Annotated in this window: 18 protein-coding genes; 12 read left to right on the plus strand and 6 right to left on the minus strand. The window is 72.5% G+C overall.

The annotated features are described in order from the left end of the window. Nucleotides 1-53: 53 nt before the first annotated feature. Complete coding sequence (locus N865_RS14130; protein WP_034807178.1) at nt 54-1,625, minus strand: M4 family metallopeptidase; 1,572 nt, start codon at nt 1,623-1,625, stop codon at nt 54-56. 700 nt (nt 1,626-2,325) lie between these two features. Further along, on the minus strand, nt 2,326-4,644 hold the full coding sequence (locus N865_RS14135; protein WP_407636782.1) for a HelD family protein: 2,319 nt from the start codon (nt 4,642-4,644) through the stop codon (nt 2,326-2,328). Between the two features lie 56 nt (nt 4,645-4,700). On the opposite strand from N865_RS14135, the gene N865_RS14140 reads away from it, so the two are divergent. Genes N865_RS14140 through N865_RS14150 form a run of 3 tightly spaced genes read left to right on the plus strand, consistent with a single transcriptional unit; the run spans nt 4,701 to nt 7,550 of the window. Then, nucleotides 4,701-5,330, plus strand: a complete 630-nt coding sequence (locus N865_RS14140) for a GNAT family N-acetyltransferase (RefSeq protein WP_034807180.1) — start codon at nt 4,701-4,703, stop codon at nt 5,328-5,330. 10 nt (nt 5,331-5,340) lie between these two features. Next, on the plus strand, nt 5,341-6,621 hold the full coding sequence (gene purD / locus N865_RS14145; protein WP_034807182.1) for a phosphoribosylamine--glycine ligase: 1,281 nt from the start codon (nt 5,341-5,343) through the stop codon (nt 6,619-6,621). Nucleotides 6,622-6,644: 23 nt separating this feature from the next. Further along, nucleotides 6,645-7,550, plus strand: coding sequence for a phosphoribosylaminoimidazolesuccinocarboxamide synthase (locus N865_RS14150; protein ID WP_034807184.1), 906 nt, complete (start codon nt 6,645-6,647; stop codon nt 7,548-7,550). A 98-nt stretch (nt 7,551-7,648) separates the two neighbouring features. Here N865_RS14150 and N865_RS14155 read toward each other — a convergent pair whose 3' ends face one another. Continuing rightward, nucleotides 7,649-8,800, minus strand: coding sequence for an acyltransferase family protein (locus N865_RS14155; protein ID WP_034807185.1), 1,152 nt, complete (start codon nt 8,798-8,800; stop codon nt 7,649-7,651). 190 nt (nt 8,801-8,990) lie between these two features. Here N865_RS14155 and purL point away from each other — a divergent pair, with 190 nt between their 5' ends. Next, on the plus strand, nt 8,991-12,890 hold the full coding sequence (gene purL / locus N865_RS14160) for a phosphoribosylformylglycinamidine synthase (RefSeq protein ID WP_051510594.1): 3,900 nt from the start codon (nt 8,991-8,993) through the stop codon (nt 12,888-12,890). A gap of 72 nt (nt 12,891-12,962) precedes the next feature. On the opposite strand, the gene N865_RS14165 is transcribed toward purL, so the two are convergent. Continuing rightward, complete coding sequence (locus tag N865_RS14165; RefSeq protein ID WP_034807186.1) at nt 12,963-13,979, minus strand: LLM class flavin-dependent oxidoreductase; 1,017 nt, start codon at nt 13,977-13,979, stop codon at nt 12,963-12,965. Between the two features lie 119 nt (nt 13,980-14,098). Here N865_RS14165 and N865_RS14170 point away from each other — a divergent pair, with 119 nt between their 5' ends. Then, nucleotides 14,099-15,487 carry a magnesium chelatase gene (locus tag N865_RS14170; protein ID WP_034807188.1) on the plus strand — a complete coding sequence of 463 codons (1,389 nt, stop codon included), beginning with the start codon at nt 14,099-14,101 and terminating at the stop codon, nt 15,485-15,487. Then, the gene (locus N865_RS14175; RefSeq protein WP_034807190.1) at nt 15,484-17,496 is read left to right on the plus strand and encodes a vWA domain-containing protein; all 2,013 of its coding nucleotides are present in this window, start codon (nt 15,484-15,486) and stop codon (nt 17,494-17,496) included. The genes N865_RS14170 and N865_RS14175 overlap by 4 nt, the downstream gene beginning before the upstream one ends. A 6-nt stretch (nt 17,497-17,502) precedes the next feature. Here N865_RS14175 and N865_RS14180 read toward each other — a convergent pair whose 3' ends face one another. Then, nucleotides 17,503-18,315, minus strand: a complete 813-nt coding sequence (locus N865_RS14180) for a spermidine synthase (RefSeq protein WP_034807242.1) — start codon at nt 18,313-18,315, stop codon at nt 17,503-17,505. A gap of 152 nt (nt 18,316-18,467) precedes the next feature. Between N865_RS14180 and N865_RS14185 the strand changes: the two genes are divergently transcribed. From N865_RS14185 to purM, 6 genes are all read left to right on the plus strand, one after another. Continuing rightward, entirely contained in the window at nt 18,468-19,358 is an 891-nt protein-coding gene (locus N865_RS14185) for an LLM class flavin-dependent oxidoreductase (protein WP_034807192.1), read from the plus strand. A 60-nt stretch (nt 19,359-19,418) separates the two neighbouring features. Beyond that, complete coding sequence (locus tag N865_RS22775) at nt 19,419-19,799, plus strand: sterol carrier family protein (RefSeq protein WP_034807194.1); 381 nt, start codon at nt 19,419-19,421, stop codon at nt 19,797-19,799. Further along, entirely contained in the window at nt 19,796-20,023 is a 228-nt protein-coding gene (locus N865_RS14195; RefSeq protein ID WP_034807196.1) for a hypothetical protein, read from the plus strand. The genes N865_RS22775 and N865_RS14195 overlap by 4 nt, the downstream gene beginning before the upstream one ends. A 78-nt stretch (nt 20,024-20,101) precedes the next feature. Next, nucleotides 20,102-20,668: an RNA 2',3'-cyclic phosphodiesterase gene (thpR, locus tag N865_RS14200; RefSeq protein WP_034807198.1), complete on the plus strand. Its 567-nt coding sequence runs from the start codon at nt 20,102-20,104 to the stop codon at nt 20,666-20,668. Nucleotides 20,669-20,720: 52 nt separating this feature from the next. Beyond that, nucleotides 20,721-22,283 carry an amidophosphoribosyltransferase gene (gene purF / locus N865_RS14205; RefSeq protein WP_034807200.1) on the plus strand — a complete coding sequence of 521 codons (1,563 nt, stop codon included), beginning with the start codon at nt 20,721-20,723 and terminating at the stop codon, nt 22,281-22,283. Nucleotides 22,284-23,471: 1,188 nt separating this feature from the next. Next, nucleotides 23,472-24,599, plus strand: a complete 1,128-nt coding sequence (gene purM, locus N865_RS14215; RefSeq protein WP_034807202.1) for a phosphoribosylformylglycinamidine cyclo-ligase — start codon at nt 23,472-23,474, stop codon at nt 24,597-24,599. Nucleotides 24,600-24,675: 76 nt separating this feature from the next. Here the strand turns inward: purM and N865_RS14220 are convergent, their stop codons facing one another. Further along, a complete protein-coding gene (locus tag N865_RS14220) occupies nt 24,676-24,870 on the minus strand; it encodes a DUF3073 domain-containing protein (protein WP_034807204.1) in 195 nt (64 codons plus the stop codon). Between the last annotated feature and the right edge of the window lie 99 nt (nt 24,871-24,969).

Consider the following 24,969-nt stretch of genomic DNA (forward strand, 5'->3'; position numbering starts at 1 on the left):
GCCTTCTCACGTATGCCGCTGGGTCGCCCCCGCGGGTCGCGCTCGGTCCGGCGTCAGTTGACGCTGACGGCGGACCAGGCGGCGGCGGTGGCGTTGTACTGCGGGCTGCCGGCGCCGTAGAGGTCGGCGGCGGCGGAGAGCATGCCCGCGCGCGCACCGGCGTAGGTCGTCGACGAGGTCCAGTACGTCGTGAGCGCGCGGTACCAGATCGCCGCGGCGGCGTCATGGCCGATGCCGGTCACTGTGGAGCCGTTGCACGTCGGGCTGTTGTAGGAGACGCCGTTGATCGTCTTCGCCCCGCTGCCCTCGGAGAGCAGGTAGAAGGCGTGGTTGCCGACGCCGGAGGAGTAGTGGACGTCGAGGCTGCCGACGGTCTTGCTCCAGCAGTTGGCCGACGCCCCGTCCTTGCTCGGCTGGTCCATGTAGCGCAGCGGCTTGGCCGGCGTCTTGAGGGAGAAGCGCTCGCCGATGAGGTAGTCGCCCGGGTCGCCGGTGGTGTTGGCCGTGAACTCGACCATCGTGCCCATGACGTCGGACGTCGACTCGTTGAGGCCGCCGGACTCGCGACGGTAGGCGAGGTTGGCCGTCGCCGAGGTCACGCCGTGCGTCATCTCGTGACCGGCGACGTCGAGGGAGACGAGCGGGCCGTAGCTGACGCCGTCACCGTCGCCGTAGCGCATGCAGAAGCACGAGTCGCTCCACGAGGCGTTGACCCAGTTGCTGCCGACGTGGACGAGGCTTCGGGCGCCGACGCCGTCGTTCTTGATGCCGTTGCGGCCGAACGTGTTCTTGTAGAAGTCCCACGTGGCGCCGACGCCGAAGTTCGCGTCGACGGCGGCCGTCTGGCGGTTGCTGTTCGAGTTGTTGCCCCAGACGTTGTCGGCGTCGGTGAAGAGCGTGCCGCTCGTCGAGGACGTCGAGCCGTTGTTGCCGTCCTCGGTGCGGGCGTTGCCCCGCGTCGCGTCGACCATCTGGTAGCTGCCGCCCGAGAGCGTCGTCTGGATGGTCACGGTGCCGAGGTAGAGGCTGTTGCCCGTGCCCGCGTCGTTGAGCTCGGTCGCCCATGCGTCGACGACGGCGCCGGTGCGGGCGTCGACGAAGACGACCTTGCCGGCGGGCTCGCGGTGGGCGCCGACGCCGTCGACCTGCGTCTTCCAGACGAGGCGGGGCGTGCCGTAGGCGTAGACAGCGAGAGTCGGCGACGAGGTGCGCACCGTGAAGTCGGCCGTCGCGGCAGCGGTCGTGGCCGCGGTGGTGGCGGCGACGGCCGGGGAGGTGGAGCCGACCCGCACCGATGACGAGGCCGCGTTGACACCCTTCCAGGCGCCCGAGGCGTCGGTGTGGACGACGAGGTCGCCACCGACGACCGGCAGTCCGCGGAACGTGCGGTCGAACCGGACGTGCGTCGTGCCGTCCTTGTCGGTAGCGACGCTGCGGGCGGACAGGCCCTGGTCGGCGTCGAGCCCGAAGGCGCTGCCGTGGGCCCGGGCCGCGCTGATGGCGCGCTCCACACCCTTGGCGTCGGCCGATGATGCGGCCTGGGCTCCTGTGGTGGCGACGGTTCCGAGAGCGGCGGCGACCACTGCGGCCGATGCCACGGTGGTCATGATGAAGCTCTTCTTCACGTGTACTCCTGGCGGTCGTGAGTCCCCCGAGACGATCGGGTGATCGCGACGCAAGAGTGCTGGCCCGTCGGAGCCGCGCGCCAGACTTTTCCGGATTTCTTTACCAAAACTGGGAAAAACCTTGGGACGGGGCGCACGTCACCCAGGTTCTTCCCAGACAAACCCCGGCCGCGTGAACGCAGCGTTCGTTCGCGAACTCAGGGGTATGCCGCTTAGTTCGGAAACGAACGCTGCGTTCACTCAGCGGGGGTGCGGGGAGGGTCGCGCGAGGGCGGGACCGGCATGCCGAGGAAGGGGGCGGGCGGAGGTCGAGGTGCAGGGGGGACGCATCACGACCTCCGCCCGAAGCGGATCCTTGGGAGGGGATCTCGCGGACGTCGGAGGGGCCCGGGGAGGGGCCGGCGGGGAGGGTGGGTGGTTCGCACTCCTACGACGTCCCTCTTATCCTCTCGCCCCGCGTCGGTCGCGGTCGACCCTTCGGCGATTCCTTGAACAACTCTTTACCTTGGCCAATTCGGGCCAAAGGTTGCCGATCGGTCACGCCCACAGCAGCGTCACGGAAAGCCACGGTTCCGCGCGCGGACGAAGGTGTAGCGCCGCGAGCCGACGGAGCCGCACCCTTTCCCCCGTTCGATGTATCCCCCGGTCACATCTGACCCTGGGATACATCGAAGCGGGGGAAGGAGGGGAGGGAGGGGGGTCAGGAGAGGACCGTCATGCGGTGCGCCGCACGCGTGAGCGCGACGTAGAGGACTCGGATGCCGCCCGGCGACTCCCTCGTGATCTCGTCCGGGTCGACGACGACCGTGGCGTCGTACTCGAGACCCTTCGTCGACATCGGGTCGATGACCTGGACGCGGCCGCCGCCCGAGCCGGACAGCGGCTCGAGCCGAGCGGCATACCGGCTGGGCGTCACGACGGCGACGGCGCCGTCGACCTCGTCGAGGATCCGCTCGACGGCCGCGCGGGCCGAGGCGAGGGGGTCGGCGCCGAGCGGCGCGTCGACCGGCTCGACACCCGTCTCGCGGACGGCCTGCGGGATGTCGGCGTCGGGGACCTCCCGCCGGACGACCTTCGCTGCGTAGTCGAAGATCTCGCGCGCGTTGCGGTAGTTGGTGTCCATGTGGAACGCCTGGCGCGCCTGGGTCCCGAAGGCCTCCTCCCGGGCTGCGGCCGCCTCGGACGGGTCGGGCCACGAGGCCTGCGCCGCGTCACCGACCACGGTCCACGACGCGTGCCGGCCACGGCGACCGATCATCCGCCACTGCATCGGCGAGAGGTCCTGCGCCTCGTCGACGAGGACGTGGGCGTAGTCGTCGGGCTTGCCGATGCGGCCGGCGAGGAGCCGGTCGCGCGGGTCGTCGGAGCGGACCGTCCCGGCGCTCTCGCGTGCCGGCGCCGCGACCGGCTGCACCTCGGTCACGCCGTAGGAGCTGAGGTCGTCGAGCTCCTCGATCTCGTAGAAGCCGCGCTCCTCGCGGGCCTCCTCCTGGACCGGGCCGACGCGGGCGGCGAGGTCGTCGATGAGCGCGACGTCGGCGACCGACCACGTGCCCGTCTCGAGCGCGACCCGGAAGGACTCGGCGAGCAGGGCCGCGTCGTCGCCGGACAGGGCACCGCGGGCGTGCCGCCGGACGAGGTCGGGGTCGGCGAGCCAGAGGAGGACCTCGCGGGGGTCGACCTGCGGCCACCAGGCCTGCATGAAGGCCTCGACCTCGAGGTGGTCCTCCCACCGGTCGAGGAAGTCGGCCTTGGCCTCCCGGTCTCCGGTGATCCCGAGCGAGGTCCACGCGGCCTCGCCGAGCGCGGCCTGTGCGGCCTTGGTCGCGGCGTTGCGCTGGTGCTGGCGCAGCACCTGCGAACGGACCCGGTCGAGCGTCCGGGCCTCGAGGCGCACGGCCCGACCGGACACCATCGCGCGGAACTCGGTCGGCGCGTCGGGGACACGTCCCCGGGCCGCGGCGCCGAGGAGCGGGCGGATCCGGGTCGAGCCCTTGATCCGCGCGACCGCCGGAGGGTCCAGCCGCTCGGTGTTGACTGCGTCGACGACGTCGCCGAGCGCCCGGAGCACGACGCTCTCCTCGCCGAGCGAGGGCAGGACCCGCTCGATGTATGCCGTGTAGGCGCCGGAGGGGCCGAGGACGAGGATGCCGCCCGACTCGAAACGGCGCCGGTCGGAGTAGAGCAGGTAGGCCGCACGGTGGAGGGCGACGACGGTCTTGCCCGTGCCGGGGCCGCCGGTGATCTCGGTGACGCCGCGCGCGCTGGCCCGGATCGCCTCGTCCTGGTGGGCCTGGATCGTCGCGACGATGTCGCGCATCCGCGAGCCCCGGGTCCGGGTGAGGGCGGCCATGAGGGCGCCGTCGCCGACGATGACGAGGTCGTCGGGGGCCTCGGGGACCATGAGGTCGTCCTCGATGCCGATGACGGTCGGGCCCTTGCTGCGGAGCACTCGCCGCCGGAGGACGCCCATCGGCTGGGCCGGGGTGGCGCGGTAGAACGGCGACGCGGCCGGGGCGCGCCAGTCGATGACGAGCGGCTCGTAGTCGTCGTCGCGGACGCCGAGGCGGCCGATGTAGCGGATCTCACGGTCCTCGGCGCGTCGCCTCGAGCCGTTCGTCGACGCGTCGGGGCCCATGCCGTGGTCGATGTCGAGACGACCGAAGACGAGGCCTTCGTACTGCGTGTCGAGCGCCGTGCGCCGCTTGGCCGCGTGAAACATCAGGGCGTCGCGCTCGAAGAGCCCGGCCGCCTCCTCGAGGCCCACCTCGGCGGACTTGGCGATCCGGCCGCGGGCGAGCCCCTCGGCCTGGACGTCGTCGGCGCGCCGGCCGGCCTTCTCGAGCTCCTCGTGGACCCGGTCGACATGGGCCTGCTCGACCGCGATCTGCTCGACGACGTCCTCGGGCAGTCCCTCGGGCAGGGCGCTGTGCGGTCCGCGGGGTCTTCCTGTGGGCCGTTCGGCAGGCAGGCCAGTGGACGGCCCGGTGGATCGGGTCGATGCGTTCGAAGTGCTCACAGACGTCCAAGGGGGATCGGGGTCGGCGCGGGAACGTACGAGTCTACTGTCTAGCCATGCGCGTGCACGCCTGCGTCCCACCCACGGGATCGCCCCTCGTCGGACGGCGCGTCCGGCTCGACCCGGTCCAGCCCTCCGACGCCCCCGGGCTCCTTGCCGTCTACGGCGACCCGCGCTGCTACGAGCAGGGCTACGCGATGGGGGTCCGGCACGAGAGCCTGGCCGACACCGAGGCGGTCGTCGCCGCGGCGGTCGCCGCGCGCGAGACCGGCCGGATGCACTACACCGTGCGCCTCGTCGACGACTCCGAGCTCGGCGCGGCCGGGACCATCGTCGGCACGAGCGCGCTCGGTGATGTCGACGCCGTCCGTGAGCACGTCCACCTCGGCTGGACGATGTACGGCTCGCGCTGGTGGGGCACGGCGGTCAACCCGGAGACCAAGTTCCTCCTGCTCACCCACGCCTTCGAGACGTGCGGCTTCGGGCGGGTCAAGATCCAGACCGACGTCATCAACAGCCGCTCGCGGGCGGCGATCCTCAAGCTCGGCGCGCAGTTCGAGGGGATCACCCGCCGCGACGTGCGACGCCCCGACGGCTCGTGGCGCGACAGCGCCGTCCACTCGATCCTCGTCGACGAGTGGCCCGCGGTCCGGGCGCGCCTGATGGCCCGTCTCGGGGACCAATAGGCTGTCGGCCGTGAAGGTCCTCGTCATCGGTTCCGGCGCGCGCGAGCACGCACTCGTCAAGGCCGTCGCGGCCGATCCCGAGGTCGACGCGGTCATCGCCGCGCCCGGCAACCCCGGCATCGACTCGACCGCCCTCTGCGTGCCCGTCGACATCCTCGACGGCGACGCCGTCGCGGCGCTCGCCCGCGAGCACGAGGTCGACCTCGTCGTCGTCGGGCCCGAGGCCCCCCTCGTCGCCGGAGTCGCCGACGTATGCCGCTCAGCCGGTTTCGCGGTCTTCGGGCCCTCCGCCGCGGCGGCCCGGCTCGAGGGCAGCAAGGCGTTCGCCAAGGAGGTCATGGCCGCCGCCGACGTCCCGACGGCCCTCGCCCACGTGTGCACGACGTTGGAGGAGGTCGAGGCGGCCCTCGACGCGCTCGGGGCGCCCCACGTCGTCAAGGACGACGGCCTCGCTGCCGGCAAGGGCGTCGTCGTCACCGACTCGCGCGCCGCGGCCCTCGACCACGCCCGGGCCTGCCTTGCCAAGGAGGGCGGGCGCCTCGTCGTCGAGGAGTTCCTCGACGGACCCGAGGTGTCGGTCTTCTGCCTCTCCGACGGCACCGACGTGGTCGCGCTCTCGCCCGCCCAGGACTTCAAGCGGGTGGGCGACGACGATGCCGGTCCCAACACCGGCGGCATGGGTGCGTACTCACCACTCGACTGGGCTCCCGAGGGCCTCGCCGACGAGATCGTGCGCCGGGTGGCCCAGCCGACGATCGACGAGATGCGTCACCGCGGCACCCCTTTCGTCGGCACGCTCTATGTCGGCCTCGCCCTGACCTCGCGCGGGCCGAAGGTCATCGAGTTCAACGCTCGCTTCGGCGACCCCGACGGGCAGGCCTCGCTCGCCCGCCTCGAGTCGCCCTTCGCGCAGCTCCTCCTCGCCGCGGCGACCGGCAGCCTCGCACAGTACGGCCCGCTCCGCTGGTCCGACGACCGGGCGGTCGTCGTGGTCGTCGCCGCCTCCGGCTATCCGGCCGCGCCCCGCACGGGCGACCCGATCACGGGCCTCGACGCCGCGGCCGAGGTGCCCGGCGTGGTCGTCCTCCACGCCGGGACGAGGCGCGACCCCGACGGGGTGCTCGTGTCGGCCGGCGGCCGGGTCCTCGACGTCGTCGCGGTGGGAGCCGACCTCGCGAAGGCCAGATCAGCGGCATACGACGCCGTGGGGCTCATCGAGCTCGAGGGCTCCCACCACCGCACGGACATCGCTCTCAAGGCCGAGCGCGGCGAGATCAACGTCGGCGCCTGAGGGTGCCCGAGATGGAGGCTGAGATGACCAACCCGCTCGAGATCCCGGGCTTCGCCCACGTCTACTCCGGCAAGGTCCGCGACCTCTACGCGCCGCTCGCGGCCGACGGGACGGTCGTCGCCGACCGGCTCATGCTCGTCGCGTCCGACCGGATGTCCGCCTACGACTGGGTGCTCGAGACCCCCATCCCCGACAAGGGCGCGGTCCTGACGCGGCTCTCGCTCTGGTGGTTCGACCAGCTGAAGGACCTCGTGCCCAACCACGTCGTCTCGACCGAGGTCCCCGACGTCGTTGCGGGGCGCGCGGTCATCGTCCGCAAGCTCGAGATGCTCAAGGTCGAGGCGATCGCCCGGGCCTACCTCACGGGCGGTGGGCTCGAGGAGTACCGCGCAACGGGTTCGGTGTGCGGCGTGCACCTGCCCGAGGGGCTCGAGGACGGCTCGCGCCTGCCCGAGCCGGTCTTCACCCCGACGACGAAGGCACCCGTCGGCGAGCACGACCTGCCCATGACCCCGGCCGAGGTCGCGGCCGAGCTCGGTGCCGACACCGCGGCCGAGGTCTCCGAGCTGACCCGTGCCATCCTTGCGCGCGGCAACGAGATCGCGGCCGAGCGGGGCATCCTCATCGCCGACACGAAGGTCGAGTTCGGGCGCGAGCCCGGCGCGCCTGCCGGCCGTGGCGGGCTCGTCCTCGCCGACGAGGTCCTGACGCCCGACTCGTCCCGCTTCTGGCCCGCCGACCGGTGGCAGCCGGGGCGCACCCAGCCGTCCTACGACAAGCAGTACGTCCGAGACTGGCTGACCTCGCCCGAGTCGGGCTGGTCGAAGGCGAGCGGTGAGGCACCACCGCCCCTGCCGGAGGCGGTCGTCGCGGGGACCCGCGCCAAGTACGTCGAGGCCTACGAGCGTCTCACCGGCGAGAGCTTCTGACCCCTCCCTCCCTCCACGCCTCCCACCCCCGGTTCGATGTATCACGGCGCCCCCTGGGGCCCGGTAATACATCGAACCGGGGCAGGAGCGGGATGGGGTCAGACGATGCGGGAGACGCCGGGGACCCTGGTCAGGAGCCAGCCGAGGCCGAACGACAGCGCGACCCCGAGCGTGGCGACGGTGAGGTAGGACACCTCGGGCGGCCAGCCGACGAGCCGGGACGCGAGGACGAGCCCGACGAGGACGCCCTGGTGGACGAGGAAGGCGGCGAACGCGGACCGAGAGAGCTCGGCGCCGAACCGCGCCTGATGGTCGAACCGCCTCTGGAACGCGTCGCACACCCACAGCGTCGCGGTGACGATGATGACGCCCTCGGCCGCGGCGACCATGGCCGACTGCCAGGTCAGGCCGCCGAGGTAGAGCTCCATGGCGTACCCGAGCGGTCCGCTCGTGGCGATCGCGACGACGCTCGCGAGGATGGCGGCCCAGGCCACGTACCGCACCCGTCGGGCGACCCGTGCGTCGAGCGGGAACCAGCCCCGCTCGGCCGCGGCGATCCCGAGGGCGAAGCCGCCGAGCCACCCGGGCGCCTGTCCGATCGCCAGCCGCCACCGCTCCACGCCCATCGGCACGCCCAGCCGGACCGTCCACGAGGCGACGGCGATGAGCGCGGCGAGGGCGAACAGCTGCCGCAGGCGCAGTGGGTCGGCACCCGCTCGGCGCGGCGACAGAGCCCGCAGAGCGGCATACCCGGCCGAGAGGACGAAGAGGACGCCGAGGAACCACGTCGGCCCCGGCGCGGGTGGCCACAGCACGTGGGGGACGAAGGGCCAGAACCCCTGGGACCAGCCCTTGTTGTCTGGGTCGACGTACTCGATCCAGGGGCTGAGGAACAGGATGTAGAAGGTCATGGGGACGAGCAGGCGCAGGGCCCGGTCGGCCACGAACCGCAGCGGCCCCTTCCGCTCGAGCGAGCGCGGCGTGAAGTACCCCGCGACGAGGAAGAAGAGCGGGAGGCCGAACAGCGACACGACGGCCGTGATGAGCGTGAGGAGGGTGAGGAGCGGCTCGCGAACGGGCGGCTCCTCGAACACCCAGGTGCCGATACCGGTCCACGCCATCGTCGCGTGCGCGACGATCACCCCGGCGACGAGCACGACCTTGAGGTTGTCGGCCCACGCGCTGCGTGTCGGGCGCCACGACGCCGGAGCCGTGGCGACCTCGTGGGCTCCTCCGGGGAGAACTCTCATGGCGACACCTCCCACCACCCAGCACAGGGCCCTGGCGCCGCACGGGCAAGAGGCCAAGGTCCTGACGGGCCGGCCCCGCCCAAGGGCTGCCTCCTGGCGCCGCGGACGGGCCGGCCGCCCCCGCCCGGTAACCTTGACCCGGCATCCTCCGTGCCGTACCCCTCGCCCCGACACCGGGAGACCACACGCCATGGCCTCGTCGCACGACCTCGTGCTGACCACCGTCCCGGGCGGCAACGCCCTCTCGCTGTTCCGTGCCGCTGCGCTGGTCGCCCACCTGCAGCGTGTCGTGCCGGGGGTGACCGGTATGTCCGCCCGGCACGTCCACCAGGTTGCGAGCCACGGACCGCTCGACGAGGCGACCCTCGAGACGGTGACCCGCCTGCTCACGTACGGGCCGCCCGCTGCCCCCGAGCCCGCCGGCGCGAACCTCGCGACGGTCGTCGTCTCGCCCCGCCTCGGCACGCTCTCGCCGTGGGCCTCCAAGGCGACCGACATCGCCCACAACTGCGGCGTCGACGTCCGTCGGGTGGAGCGCGTCACGGAGTACCACCTCGCGACCGACGCCCCGCTCACCGAGGAGCAGTGGGCCGCCGCCGCCGACCTGCTCCACGACCGGATGACCGAGTCGGCCCTGCCGTCCCTCGAAGCCGCCCGCTCGCTCCTCGACGAGCGCCACCCGGAGCCGATGGAGCGGGTCGACGTCCTCGGCCGGGGCCGCGCCGCCATCGAGGAGGCCGACACGGCATACGGGCTGGCCCTCTCCGACGACGAGGTCGACTACCTCGTCGAGGCGTTCACGGGCCTGCGCCGCAACCCGACGGACGTCGAGCTCATGATGTTCGCGCAGGCCAACTCCGAGCACTGCCGTCACAAGATCTTCAACGCCGACTTCGTCGTCGACGGCGAGGAGAAGACGCGCTCGCTCTTCGGGATGATCCGGCACACCGAGCAGGTGGCCGGCGAGGGCACCGTCGTCGCCTACAAGGACAACGCCTCGGTCATGCGGGGCGGCCGCGCCACGCGCTGGCTCCCGGAGGGCACCGACGGGCCGAGCCGGTATGCCGCGCGCGAGGACGAGGTCCATGTCCTCATGAAGGTCGAGACGCACAACCACCCGACCGCCATCAGCCCGTTCCCCGGCGCGGCAACCGGCGCCGGCGGCGAGATCCGCGACGAGGGCGCCACCGGACGCGGCAGCCAGCCGAAGGCGGGTCTGACCGGGTTCGTCGTCTCCAACCTCCACCTGCCCGGCACGGACGAGCCGTGGGAGCGCGAGCCCTACGGCGCTCCCGACCACATTGCGAGCCCGCTCGACATCATGGTCGAGGGGCCGATCGGCGCCGCGGCGTTCAACAACGAGTTCGGGCGCCCGGGTCTCGGCGGGTTCTTCCGGGTCTACGAGCAGACCGTCGACGGTGTCCGCCGCGGGTTCCACAAGCCGATCATGAGCGCGGGCGGCCTCGGGTCGATCAGCGCCGACCAGACCGAGAAGATCTCCTTCCCCGCGGGCACGCTCCTCGTCCAGCTGGGCGGCCCCGGCATGCGGATCGGCATGGGCGGCGGGGCGGCGTCCTCGATGGCCGCGGGCGCCAACGCGGCCGAGCTCGACTTCGACTCCGTCCAGCGCGGCAACCCCGAGATCGAGCGGCGCGCCCAGGAGGTCATCAACCACTGCTGGAGCCTCGGGGACGACAACCCGATCCTCGCGATCCACGACGTCGGTGCGGGGGGCCTGTCCAACGCCTTCCCCGAGCTCGTCGACGGCGCCGGCCTCGGGGCCCGGTTCGACCTGTCGGCCGTGCCGCTCGAGGAGTCGGGCCTCGCGCCCAAGGAGATCTGGTGCAACGAGAGCCAGGAGCGCTACGTCCTCGCGATCGCCCCCGAGTCGTTGCCGCGGTTCGCGGCGCTCGCCGACCGTGAGCGCTGCCCGTATGCCGTCGTCGGCGTCGCGCGCGACGACGCGCAGCTCGTGCTCGCCCCGGGACCGCAGGACGAGCCCGGTGACGACCGTCCCATCGACATGCCGATGGAGGTGCTGCTCGGCAAGGCGCCCCGGATGACGCGAGACGTGACCCGCGTCGAGCGCCGGGGCGACGAGCTTGACCTTGCCGGCATCGACCTGCGCGAGGCGGCCTACGCCGTCCTGCGCCACCCGACCGTCGCCTCCAAGCGCTTCCTCGTGACCATCGGCGACCGGACGGTCGGCGGCCTGACGCACCGCGACCAGATGGTGGGTCCCTGGCAGGTGCCCGTTTCCGACGTCGCCGTGACGCTCACCGACCACGTCGGGTTCGCGGGACAGGCGATGGCGAGCGGCGAGCGTATGCCGCTCGCCTCGGTCGACGCGCCCGCCTCGGGTCGCATGGCGGTCGGGGAAGCCCTGACCAACCTCCTCGCCGCACCGGTCGCCGGGCTCTCGGGCGTCAAGCTCTCGTGCAACTGGATGGCAGCCTGTGGCGAGCCGGGCGAGGACGCCGCGCTCTACGACACCGTCCACGCCGTCGCGATGGAGCTCTGCCCCGCTCTCGGGGTGTCGGTGCCGGTCGGCAAGGACTCGCTGTCGATGCGCACCCGCTGGACCGACGAGACGACCGGTGAGGCCAGGCAGGTCACCTCGCCGGTGTCGCTCGTCGTCTCGGCGTTCGCCTCGCTGCCCGACGTGCGGGGCACCTGGACGCCGCAGCTGGGTGAGGACTCCGTCCTGCTCCTCGTCGACCTCGGCGGCGGTCGCGACCGGTTGGGCGGTTCGATGCTCGCCCAGGTCTCGGGGGCCTTCGGAAGCGAGGTCCCCGACCTCGACGAACCATCCCGCCTCGTCTCGCTCGCCGCCGCCCTGGCCGCAGTGCGCGCGCAGGGGATCGACCCCGCGTACCACGACCGCTCCGACGGCGGGCTCTGGGCCGCGGCGTGCGAGATGGCCTTCGCCGGCGCCACGGGCGTCGACCTCGAGGTCCCCTCGGTCGCCGCGCTCTTCGCCGAAGAGCTCGGCGTCGTCCTCGGCGTGGGTGCCGGCGACCTGCCGGCCGTCCAGGAGCTGCTCGCCGAGCACGGTCTCGGTGACCTCGTGTCCGTGGTCGGTCGCACGAACGCCGACCGCCGCGTCCGCGTCACGCTCGCCGGCGAGGCAGCCCTCGACGAGCCGGTGCGCGACCTCGCGCAGGCGTGGGACGAGGTGTCGTGGCGGATCGCCGCCCTGCGCGACAACCCCGCCTGCGCCGACGAGGAGCACGCCGCGTTCGGGGCTGACACCGACCCCGGTCTCGTCGTCGCGCCGACCTTCGACCCGGCCGACGACGTCGCAGCGCCTTACATCGGGCTCGGGGCCCGGCCCAAGGTCGCGATCCTGCGCGAGCAGGGCGTCAACAGCCACGTCGAGACCGCGTTCGCCTTCGACCGCGCCGGTTTCGAGACGTACGACGTGCACATGACCGACCTGCAGACCGGCCGGTTCGACCTCGCCGACGCGGTCGGCCTCGTCGCGTGTGGAGGCTTCTCCTACGGCGACACCCTCGGGGCGGGCGAGGGCTGGGCGCGCTCGGTCCTCTTCAACGAGCGGCTGACCGAGGACTTCACACGGTTCTTCCACCGCGAGGACACGTTCGGCCTCGGCATCTGCAACGGCTGCCAGATGTTCGCGGGGCTCAGCGACCTCATCCCGGGCGCCGACGCGTGGCCCCGGTTCACCCGCAACCGGTCCGAGCAGTACGAGGCCCGGCTGACCCTCGTCGAGGTCCTCGACTCGCCGTCGATCTTCATGACCGACATGGCGGGCAGCCGTCTGCCGATCGCGGTCGCCCACGGTGAGGGGCTCGCGGACTTCTCGGCTCGGGGCGATGCCGGCCAGGTCGCCCGGGTGGCCCGGTTCGTCGACAACCTCGGCGCGCCGGCCGTGACCTACCCGCACAACCCCAACGGCTCGCCCGACGGGCTGACGGCCGTGACGACCCCCGACGGCAGGTTCACGGCGATGATGCCGCACCCCGAGCGCGTCGCCCGCAACGTGCAGATGTCGTGGACCTCTGGCCCGGTCGAGGCCGAGAGCCCGTGGCTGCGGATGTTCCGCAACGCCCGAGTCTGGGTCGACTGAGCGTCGTCCACCGCATGCTCCGCCCGGACGGCCTCGGGACCCGAGACCGACCGGGCGGAGCGCCCGAGCGGGTCAGCGCCAGCCGAGCCCGGGCGCGACGTGGGTCAGCACGCTCTCGATGACGTGCGCGTTGTAGTCGACCCCGAGCTGGTTCGGCACGGTCAGGAGCAGGGTGTCGGCGGCGGCGATGGCCTCGTCCTCGGCGAGGGAGGCGACGAGCGCGTCGGGCTCGCCGGCATACGACCGGCCGAAGCGGGCGAGGCCGCCGTCAAGGTGGCCGACCTGGTCCCGGCTCGCCGTCTCCCTGAGGAAGAGCTGGCGGTCGAGGTCGCTGACGATCGGGAAGATGCTGCGGCTGACCGACACCCGAGCCTCGCGCTCGTGACCGGCGGCCTTCCACGCGTCCCTGAACCGCTGGATCTGCTCGGCCTGGAGCTGGTGGAAGGGCACGCCCGTGTCCTCGGTGAGCAGGGTGGAGCTCATGAGGTTGAGGCCCTGCGTCGCGGTCCACTCGGCCGTCGCCCGCGAGCCGGCTCCCCACCAGATCCGGTCCCGGAGCCCCGGGGAGTGCGGCTCGATGCCGAGCAGCCCGGGTGGGTTGGGGAACATCGGACGCGGGTTGGGCTCGGCGAAGCCACGTCCCTCGATCACGTCGAGGAAGGTCGCCGTGTGGTCGCGGGCCAGGGCGGCATGGTCGCCGTCGGCGGGCTCGTAGCCGAAGTACCGGAAGCCGTCGACGACCTGCTCGGGTGACCCCCGGCTGATGCCCAGCTGGAGCCGTCCACCAGCGATGAGGTCCGCCGCGCCGGCGTCCTCGGCCATGTAGAGCGGGTTCTCGTAGCGCATGTCGATGACACCCGTGCCGATCTCGATGCGCGAGGTCCGGGCGCCGATGGCGGCGAGGAGCGGGAAGGGCGAGGCGAGCTGCCGGGCGAAGTGATGGACCCGGAAGTAGGCCCCGTCGGCGCCGAGCTCCTCGGCGGCCACGGCGAGGTCGATGGACTGGAGGAGGGCATCCGCTGCGGACCGCGTCTGCGAGTGCGGTGACGGCGTCCAGTGCCCGAACGAGAGGAACCCGATCTTCTTCACGGCGGTGCAACACCGGCAGGTGGCCAACCCTTCCTCGCCACGGGCGAACCCGGTGTATGCCGGGGAGCCGGCCCAGCGGCATACGAGCGGGTCTTGACGGCCCGGGTTAGCGTGAGGGGGTGACTGCAGCTCCCGGAACGACCACGGTCGGGGCGCTCCGCGCGTCCGGCCACAGGCAGAAGCACCTCAAGGAGGAGCTTCGCGACAACCTCCTCACCGCCCTGCGCGACGGCCGGGACCCGTGGCCCGGGCTCCACGGCTTCGACGAGACCGTCATCCCGCAGGTCGAGCGCGCCATCCTCGCCGGGCACGACATCGTCCTGCTCGGCGAGCGCGGGCAGGGCAAGACGCGGCTCCTGCGCACCCTGGTCGGTCTCCTCGACGAGTGGACCCCGGTCATCGCGGGGAGCGAGCTCGGCGAGCACCCCTTCGACCCGATCACCCCGGTCTCGCGCCGTCGCGCGGCCGAGCTCGGCGACGACCTCCCGGTCGTCTGGCGGCACCGCGACGAGCGGTATGCCGAGAAGCTCGCCACCCCCGACACGAGCGTCGCCGACCTCATCGGCGACGTCGACCCGATGAAGGTCGCCGAGGGGCGCTCGCTCGGCGATCCCGAGACGATCCACTTCGGGCTCATCCCGCGCTCGCATCGCGGCATCGTCGCCATCAACGAGCTGCCCGACCTCGCGGAGCGCATCCAGGTCGCGATGCTCAACGTCATGGAGGAGCGCGACATCCAGATCCGCGGCTACGTCCTGCGGCTGCCCCTCGACGTCCTCGTCGTCGCGAGCGCCAACCCCGAGGACTACACCAACCGCGGCCGGATCATCACCCCGCTCAAGGACCGCTTCGGCGCCGAGATCCGCACCCACTACCCCGTGGCGCTGTCGGACGAGGTCGCGGTCATCCGCCAGGAGGCGCACCTCGTCGCCGAGGTGCCGGACGCGCTCGTCGAGATCCTCGCCCGGTTCACCCGCAACCTGCGCGAGTCCACCGCGGTCGACCAGCGCTCGGGCGTGAGCGCCCGTTTCGCGATCGCCGGCGCCGAGACGATCGCGGCCGCGGCGCTGCACCGGGCGACCGTCCAGCGCGAGCCGCAGGCCGTCGCCCGCGTCGTCGACCTCGAGACGGCCGTGGAGGTCCTCGGCGGCAAGGTCGAGTTCGAGACGGGCGAGGAGGGGCGCGAGCACGACATCCTCACCCACCTGCTGCGCACCGCGACGGCCGAGACGGTCCGCGACCACTTCCGCGGGATCGACTTCGCCCTGCTCGTCGACGCGATCGAGGGCGGCGCGATGGTCTCGACGGGTGGCCAGGTCAGCGCCATCGACTTCCTGTCCGGGCTGCCGCGCCTCGGTGAGTCGGAGCTCTACGACGAGGTCTGCGACCGGCTCGGCGCCCGCAACGACGGCGAGCGCGCCAGCGCGATCGAGCTCGCCCTCGAGGGGCTCTACCTCGCCCGCAAGGTGAGCAAGGAGACGAGCCGGGGGGAGACGGTGTACGGATGAGGACGCGCTACGGCAGGTATGCCGGCGGGCCCGACCCGCTGGCGCCTCCCGTCGACCTTGCCGAGGCCCTCGACGCGATCGGCGAGGACGTCATGTCGGGGTCCTCGCCCGAGCGGGCCATGCGCGAGTTCCTGCGCCGCGGCGGCTCGCAGCAGCAGGGCCTCGACGACCTCGCGCGACGGGTCGCCGAGCGGCGGCGTGACCTGCTCCAGCGCCACCGCCTCGACGGCACGCTCGAGGAGGTGCGCGAGCTGCTCGACCACGCCGTGCTCGAGGAGCGCAAGCAGCTCGCGCGCGACCTCGACGACGATGCGCGCTTCGCCGAGATGCGCCTCGGCAACCTGCCGCAGTCGACGGCGGCCGCGGTCAGCGAGCTCGGCGACTACCCCTGGCGATCGTCGCAGGCCCGCGAGGACTACGAGCGGATCAAGGACCTGCTCGGCCGCGAGATGCTCGACCAGCGCTTCGCCGGGATGAAGCAGGCCCTCGAGAACGCGACCGACGAGGACCGGGCGGCCGTCAACGAGATGCTCCAGGACCTCAACCGGCTCCTCGAGGCGCACCGGCTCGGCGAGGACACCGACGAGCAGTTCGCCGAGTTCATGGACAAGCACGGCGACTTCTTCCCGGAGAACCCGCAGAACGTCGAGGAGCTCATCGACGCGCTCGCGGCCCGCGCCGCCGCGGCCCAGCGGATGCGCAACTCGATGACCCAGGAGCAGCGCGACGAGCTCGACGCGTTGGCGCAGCAGGCGTTCGGCTCTCCCGAGCTGATGCAGTCGCTCTCGGCCCTCGACGACAACCTGCGCGCCCTGCGGCCGGGGGAGGACTGGGGGTCGTCGGAGTCGTTCGAGGGCGACCAGGGCCTCGGCCTCGGCGACGGGACGGGCGTGCTCCAGGACCTCGCGCAGCTCGACGCCCTGTCCGACCAGCTCTCGCAGGCCTACGACGGCGCTCGGATGGACGACATCGACCTCGACGCCCTCGCCCGCCAGCTCGGTGACGAGGCGGCCGTCGACGCTCGGACCCTGACCGAGCTCGAGCGGGCGCTGCGCCGGAGCGGCTACCTCCGCCGCACGTCCGACGGGCAGCTGCGGCTCTCGCCGAAGGCGATGCGCCAGCTCGGACAGGCCCTCTTGCGCGATGTCGCCGAGCGGATCTCCGGCCGGCAGGGCCAGCGCGACACCCTGCAGTCGGGCGCCGCGGGGGAGCGGAGCGGGGCCTCGCGTGAGTGGGTGTTCGGCGACACCGAGCCATGGGACGTCACGCGGACCGTCACCAACGCCGTCCTGAGAACGGTCGGCGAGGGTGGTGACGCCTCACGCGGCGTCCGCCTCGACATCCGCGACGTCGAGGTGACCGAGACCGAGGCGCGGACCCAGGCGGCCGTCGCACTCCTCGCCGACACGTCGTTCTCTATGGCGATGGACGGCCGGTGGGTCCCGATGAAGCGGACGGCGCTCGCCCTGCACCACCTCATCTCCTCGCGGTTCCGGGGCGACCACCTCCAGCTCATCGGATTCGGGCGCAACGCCGAGGTGATGGACATCGAGGAGCTGACCGCCCTCGACGCGAGGTGGGACAAGGGGACCAACCTCCACCACGCGCTGCTCCTCGCGAACCGGCACTTCCGCAAGCACCCCAACGCCCAGCCGGTCCTGCTCATCGTCACCGACGGCGAGCCGACCTCGCACCTCGAGCCCGACGGCGAGACGATGTTCTCCTACCCGCCGCACCCGCTGACCATCGCCCACACGGTGCGCGAGCTCGACGCCTCCGGTCGGCTCGGGGCCCGGACGACGTTCTTCCGGCTCGGCGAGGACCCCGGCCTGGCGCGCTTCATCGACCAGATGGCCAAGCGGGTCGACGGCCGGGTCGTCGCGCCCGAGCTCGACGACCTCGGCGCGGCCGTCGTCGGGAGCTATCTCGGGGCCCGGGGGCCGTCGTCGACGGGCCCGATGGGGACCGGCTACCGCGACTGGTTCGGGGGCCGGGGCTTCTGGGTCTGAGGGCGCTCAGCGCACGCGCCAGCCCTTCGCGTCTGGCGGAGGCGGGCTCTGCTCACCCTCGTCGCCGAACGGCTTGGCGCCCCCGCCCAGCCTCGCCAGCTGCGCGTCCTCCCGCAGCCCGGTCGGCAGGGGCGCCCGGGCGACGTCGCGCCTCAGCCGCTCGAGCGGGAGCGGCGCGTGGCTCGCGACAGCGACCGCGTTGCCGAACCGCCTGCCCTTGAGCACCTCGTGCGTGGCGACGAGGGCGACGTGCGGCAGGTGCAGGCGGATCGTCGCGAGCACCCTTGCGGCCCAGCGCATCCCGGGCTCGTCCGCGAGGTTCCAGAGGGCGAGCCCGTTCGGTCGCAGCACCCGTGCGACGTCCAGGACGTATGCCGCTGAGGCCAGCTCCGCTGGGACGCGCCCAGCGGCATACGCATCGGTCACGACGACGTCGGCCGAGTCGTCCGCGAGGGCGCGGACGCCGGTCAGCCCGTCGACGGGACGGACCCGGATGCGGTGGCGTCGCGGCAGCGGGATCTCACGACGGACGAGCTCGGTCAGCCCGGCGTCGGGCTCGAGGATGATCTGCGGCGAGCCGGGCCGGGTCGCCTCGACCCAGCGCGGCAGGGTGAGGCCGGCGCCGCCGACGTGCGTGACCGCGAGCGGCCCCGGCGGGAGGGTGTCGATCGCGAGGGCAAGGTGCTGGACGTACTCGAACACGAGGACGGTGGGGTCGTCGGGCTGGACGTGCGACTGGGGCTGGCCGTCCATGACAACGGTGACGCCGCCGCGCTCGTCCCACTCGAAGGACACCCGGTCCGCCATTCGTCTGGTCATCCCGTCGGTGTTCCGGTCGCTCACTCTGGGCTCACTCGGTCGGTCACCGGCCCGGCGCCATATCGGTCTCCCCTGGTCGACTTCGCCTGCACCGACAGTCTCTCAGGCAGGGACGAACCGCGGCCGGGCGCGAAGGGCGCTAGCGTCGTGTCGTGCGATTCGGAGTGACGATCCTTCCCGAGCATGCGTGGTCCGTCGCGGCCCCACTCTGGCGCGAGGCCGAGGCGATGGGCTTCGACCACGCGTGGACCTACGACCACGTCGTGTGGAGCGGGCTGCCGGAGGCGCCGTGGTTCGGGGCCGTGCCCACGCTGACGGCCGCCGCGACGGTCACCGAGCGCATCGGGCTCGGCACGTTCGTCTCGTCGCCCAACACGCACCAGCCCGTCGCGTTCCTGCGCGACATCCTCGCGCTCGACGACATCTCCGGCGGCCGCTTCCTCCTCGGGATCGGCACCGGCGGCGACCTCGACTCCCGGATCGCGGGCGAGGACCTCTCGCTGGGGGACAGGGTCGCCCGCTTCCACGAGTTCGCCACCCTCCTCGGTCGACTCCTCTCCGAGGACCACGTCAGCGCCGAGGGCCGCTTCTACGGCGCCCGGGACGTCCGCACCCTCCCGGGCCCGGTGCGCGGCGGCGACACGGGCGACCGCGTCCCGCTCCTCATCGCCGCCAACGGCCCCAAGTCGATCCGCCTCGCCGTCGAGCGCGGCGACGGCTGGCTCACCTACGGCGGGTCCGCCGAGACCGACGCCGGCTGGTGGGAGCTCGTCGCGCGGGCCGGCCGGGCGGTCGACGAGGCGCTGGCGGCGGACGCGAGCGGGCGGCATACGTCCTCGTCGTTCTCGCGCTACCTCAACCTCGACTCGGCGCCGACGTTCTCGCTCGACAGCGTCGGCGCGTTCGAGGACGCGGTCGGCCGGGCTGCGGAGCTCGGCTTCACCGACGTCATCACGCACTGGCCCCGTCCCGAGGGCCCGTATGCCGGCCGGCGGGAGACGCTCGACGCCGTCGTCGCAGAGGTCCTCCCGCGCTGGCGCTGACCGGGGCGCGGGTGTCGGGTCGGGATCGGGGTGTCGCCGGGGCGGGTTAGCCTGCTGGGCATGCCACCCCGCCGCCGCACCCCGGTCGCCGACGGCCGCGCCGCCCTCAAGGTATGCCGCTCGGCGGGCTTCGCCGCCGACCGCGCCACCACCGCGACGGCCGTCCGCTACACCCTCGAGGAGCTCGCGACCGTCGCACCGGGCCGCACGGTCGAGGTGCGCGTGCCGCCCCACGGCGCCGTCCAGTGCATCGAGGGGCCGGTCCACACCCGGGGCACGCCGCCCAACGTCATCGAGACCGACGCGGCGACGTGGCTCCGCCTCGCGACCGGCGACCTCGCGTGGGCCGACGCCGTCGCCGGCGGGCTCGTGCGCGCCAGCGGGCTGCGGGCGCACCTGCACGGACTTCTGCCGCTGACGTCGCTTAGGCTTGACGGGTGACCAGCCAGCCCCCTCGGATCCCCAACTTCAAGCGCCTGCTCATCTCCGGCGCCGTGATCGGCGTCGTCGTCGGCGTCGTCGTCTCGCTGATCGGTGACTCCGCAGGCGGATACTCCGAGACCAGCGCGGCCATGTACCTCGGCGCGCTCGGCGCGGTCGTCGGCCTGGCCCTCGCCGGCCTGCTCGGCATCCTCCTCGACCGGTCGGGCCGCGACGGCGCCTGACCGGCCGGACGTGCCCGCACGACAGCACGAACAGCCCGGGCAGCCCCGGCAGCCCGGGCAGTCCGCACGGGTGGGCTGATGCGCCTCTTCGTCGCCGTCGTCCCACCTGACGAGGTCCTCGACGAGCTCGCCGAGCACATCGAGCCCCGCCGCGAGGCCGGGCCCGAGATCCGTTGGACCGACCGCCACCAGTGGCACGTCACGCTCGCCTTCCTCGGCGTCGTGCCGGAGCGACGCCTCGACGACCTGACCGAGGCGCTCGCCGACTCCGCGGCACGACGCGACCACCTCGTGCTGCGCCTCGCCGGTGCCGGGACCTTCCCCAACCCCTACGCTGCGCGCGTGCTGTGGGCCGGGGTGGAGCAGCTGCGCGGCGACCTCGGAAAGGTCGCGAGCGGCATACGGGCGGCGTCCAACCGCGCCGGCGCGACCCCTGACGGGACGCGCTTCCACCCGCACGTGACCCTCGGGCGGTTCCACCGGCCGACGGAGGCGACGCGGTGGATCCGGACGTTCGACGTGCTCGAGGGGCGCGCGTGGACGGTGACGCGCCTCCAGCTCGTCGAGTCGCACCTCGGCGAGGGGCGCGAGCGCCGACCCCGCTACGAGACCCTCGCCGAGATCGATCTCGGCGCTCGGCGGTGACGGGCGTCCACCGCCCGGCGGGGCGTCCGGCAGGGTATGGGAGACTGTGGCAGTGGCACGCGGCGACGGGCAACTGACCCATGACCTCCTTCCCGGCGAGAAGGGACCCCAGGACGCCTGTGGCGTCTTCGGCGTCTGGGCGCCCGGAGAGGACGTCGCCAAGCTGACGTACTTCGGGCTCTACGCCCTGCAGCACCGCGGCCAGGAGTCCGCCGGCATCGCGACGAGCGACGGCGAGAAGATCCTCGTCTACAAGGACATGGGGCTCGTCTCCCAGGTCTTCGACGAGACGGCCCTGTCGTCCCTGCGCGGCCACATCGCCATCGGGCACACGCGCTACAGCACGACCGGCGGGTCGACGTGGGAGAACGCCCAGCCCACGCTCGGTGGGTCGGAGTACAAGACGCTCGCCCTCGCGCACAACGGCAACCTCATCAACACCATCGAGCTCAAGTCCCTCGTCGACGAGCACTTCGGCGGCGGCCGCGTCACGGGCGAGCTCGCGCGCGGCAACACCTCCGACACCGCGCTCGTCACGACGCTCCTCGCGGCCGACCCCGACAAGACGCCCGAGGAGGCCGCGCTCGAGCTGCTGCCGCGCCTGCGGGGCGCCTTCTGCTTCGTCTTCATGGACGAGACCACCCTGTATGCCGCCCGCGACCCGTGGGGGGTCCGTCCCCTCGCGCTCGGCCGCCTCGAGCGCGGCTGGGTCGTCGCCTCGGAGACTGCCGCGCTCCAGACCATCGGCGCGTCGGTGATCCGGGAGGTCGAGCCGGGCGAGCTCATCGTCATCGACGCGGACGGCCTGCGGTCGCACAAGTTCGCCGAGCCGCAGCCGAAGGGCTGCGTCTTCGAGTACGTCTACCTCGCCCGGCCCGATGCGGTGATCCGCGGCCGGGTCGTCCACGAGGCCCGCGTCGAGATGGGCCGGGTCCTCGCCCGCGAGCACCCGGTCGAGGCCGATCTCGTCATCGGCGTGCCCGAGTCGGGCGTGCCGGCGGCGGTCGGCTACTCGCAGGAGTCGGGGATCCCGTTCGGGCAGGGCTTCGTCAAGAACGCCTACGTCGGCCGGACCTTCATCCAGCCGTCCCAGACCCTGCGCCAGCTCGGCATCCGCCTCAAGCTCAACCCGCTCGAGCACACGATCCGGGGCAAGCGGCTCGTCGTCGTGGACGACTCGATCGTGCGGGGCAACACCCAGCGGGCCCAGATCCGCATGCTCCGCGAGGCCGGGGCCGCGGAGGTCCACGTCCGGATCAGCTCGCCGCCCGTGCAGTGGCCCTGCTTCTACGGCATCGACTTCGCGACCCGGGCCGAGCTCATCGCGACCGGTCTCGGGGTCGAGGAGATCCGGGCCTCGATCGGCGCCGACTCCCTCGGCTACATCTCCGACGACGGCATGATCGGCGCGACCAACCAGCACCCCGACCAGCTCTGCACCGCGTGCTTCACCGGCCGCTACCCGATCGAGCTGCCCGAGGACGGTCACGTCGGCAAGCACGTCCTCGAGACGCTGCCCCTGACGGTCCGCACCGGCCACGACCGCTCGGTCGACGTCGAGGGTGTCGCACTCGGCGTCGGGCTCGGCGGCGAGAACGCCCTCCAACACCCCTGACCCTCCCCTCCATCCCCCGGTTCGATGTATTCGCCGGTCACCCATGGCCACGGGGATACATCGAACCGACAGGTGGGGCGGTCGTGGGCCGCGGCGACCTGGGCGAGGAAGAGGTCGGCTTCGAGGCGTAGCCCGATCACGTCGATGCGCAGCACGCGATCTCCGGCGAGCACCACGGCGTTCTGGCGCAGGTTGTCGAGCATGACGCTGAGCCCCTCCCGATGCTGCGCGCCATCGATCTCCACCACGAGGTCGCAGCAGTCCCATCGGACGTCGAGGTAGATGCGGCCTCGGGCGCCGTGCCGAACCACCTGGCGACTGGGCTCGGGCAGGCCACGCCGCCGACATCGCAGCGCAAAGTCGAGCTCACCCAGTGACTCGACGCCGAACGCGATGTCCCGCACGACGCTGCCGATGAACGCGCGACGGGTCCTGCCCCGCGCCGAACGCTGCGCGGCCGCAAGAAGGGTCGGCGTCGTCAGCCTCTGCTGGACCGTCATGAGCAGGACGAGGGCCGCCTGCCGATCCGATGCCGCCCAGTGGGCAGCCCGAACCGCCGCCACGGCCGGACGGACCCGTGGCACGCCCGTCGCCACCAGCTCGCCGGCGACACGACGAATCACCTTGTGGATCGTCACACCCGGGATGGGAGCCGTGTTGTGGTTGTGCTTCGCCGACACGTGGATGCGATCGTCCTCGTAGCCCTTGAGCCCAGCGGCCTGCAGCGCGGTCGCCCCGTCGATGGCTGCGATCGACGCGCCGACCTCCCACACCGCCCGCCAGTGTCGAGCGACGAGATCGAGCGGCGCGGTGTGCACGGCCACGGTCTGACGCCCGTGCGTCTGCCACCGACCCGACTCGACGGCGCGGCGGACGTGGATCTCGCTCAGCCCAGCGGCATACAGCTGCCGTCGAGAGGCGACCCCGCTCTGGCTCTCGGCGATCCGACGAGCGATGGCGAGCCGTTCCCTGTCCATGCCGGGAGGCTGGCCTCCCGCAGTGGCGCGCGTCCTCGTCGCCGTCGACCTTGTGGACAACGGCGAGGGCGCTCGTCGGGCTGTGGACGAACTGGCCTCCGGTTCGATGTTTTCCACGGTCACCGCTGACCGCCGAATACATTGAACCGGGGAGGGAGGGGGGAGGGAGGAGGGGAAAGGCGGGGTTCGGCGCGCCGGTAGGCTTGGGGGTGTGACGAACGAGCCTGACGCCCCGATCACGTATGCCGCAGCAGGAGTGGACGTCGAGGCGGGTGACCGGGCCGTCGAGCTGATGAAGGAGTCGGTGCGCCGCGCCACGCGTCCCGAGGTCGTCGGCGGGCTCGGCGGGTTCGCCGGGATGTTCGACGCGAGCGCCCTCGCGGGCATGACGCGCCCGATCCTCGCCACCTCGACCGATGGAGTCGGCACGAAGGTCGCGATCGCCCAGGCCCTCGACAAGCACGACACGATCGGCTTCGACCTCGTCGGCATGGTCGTCGACGACATCGTCGTGTGCGGCGCGGAGCCGCTCTTCATGACCGACTACATCGCGACGGGCAAGGTCGTCCCCGAGCGGATCGCCGCCATCGTCGGTGGCATCGCCCGCGCCTGCGAGGAGGCCGGCGTCGCCCTCGTCGGCGGCGAGACCGCGGAGCACCCGGGTCTGCTCGACCGCGACGAGTATGACGTGGCGGGCGCCGCGACTGGCGTCGTGGAGTATGCCGCCGTGCTCGGTCCGCAGCGCGTCGCCGACGGTGACGTCGTGGTGGCCCTCGCGAGCAGTGGGTTGCACAGCAACGGCTACAGCCTCGTGCGCCGCGTGGTGGCGTCAGCCGGCTGGTCGCTCGACCGGTACGTCGACGACTTCGGCCGCACGCTCGGCGAGGAGCTGCTGGAGCCGACCCGGATCTACACGAGGCCCCTGCTCGACCTCATCCGCGCGGACGGCATGGACGTGCACGCGCTCAGCCACGTCACGGGTGGTGGGCTCGCGGCCAACCTCGCCCGGGTCCTGCCGGCGGGGATGTTCGCGCGCCTCGACCGGTCGACGTGGACCCCGCCCGCCGTGTTCGGGACCATCGGCGAGCTCGGCCGGGTCCCGCAGGCCGACATCGAGCGCACCCTCAACCAGGGCGTCGGGTTCGTTGCCGTCCTCCCCCAGGACCAGGCAGACCGCGCGATGGAGATCTGCGAGGCGAGCGGCATACGGGCATGGCTGCTCGGCGAGGTCACGCTCGAGGAGAAGGCCACCGTGGCGCCTGACGCGGAGGTCGTCAGGGGAGCCAAGGGTGTGGACGGCGGCGCGGTCCAGGTCGTCGGGCAGCACCCGACGACCTGAGGACCGGCTCAGCCGATCGCGGGTCGGGAGCGGAACACCCGACCACACGAGGTGAAGCAGGAAGCGGAGGGAGGGCTCAGCGCCCGCCCGTGGCCCACTTCCCGTATTCGTCGTACTCGTCGTCCTCGACGGGCCGTGGATCGTTGGCCCCATCGCGCTGTGACGAACCGTGCAGCTCACGCTCCAGCGCGCTCAAGTCCGTGTCAGGTGTGTAGTACTTGAGCTGCCGTGCGACCTTGGTCTGCTTGGCTTTGGCTCGGCCGCGCCCCATGGCGTGACCCCCTCGTGCGTCGTGCCGGGACGGCATCGCTCGTCAAAGAACCGATGGCTCTTCGATGTCCGCGTAGCGGCCCCGGGAATGTGTGTGTTC

Source organism: Intrasporangium oryzae NRRL B-24470, from assembly GCF_000576595.1.
In the GTDB taxonomy this organism is placed as follows: Bacteria; Actinomycetota; Actinomycetes; order Actinomycetales; family Dermatophilaceae; genus Intrasporangium_C; species Intrasporangium_C oryzae.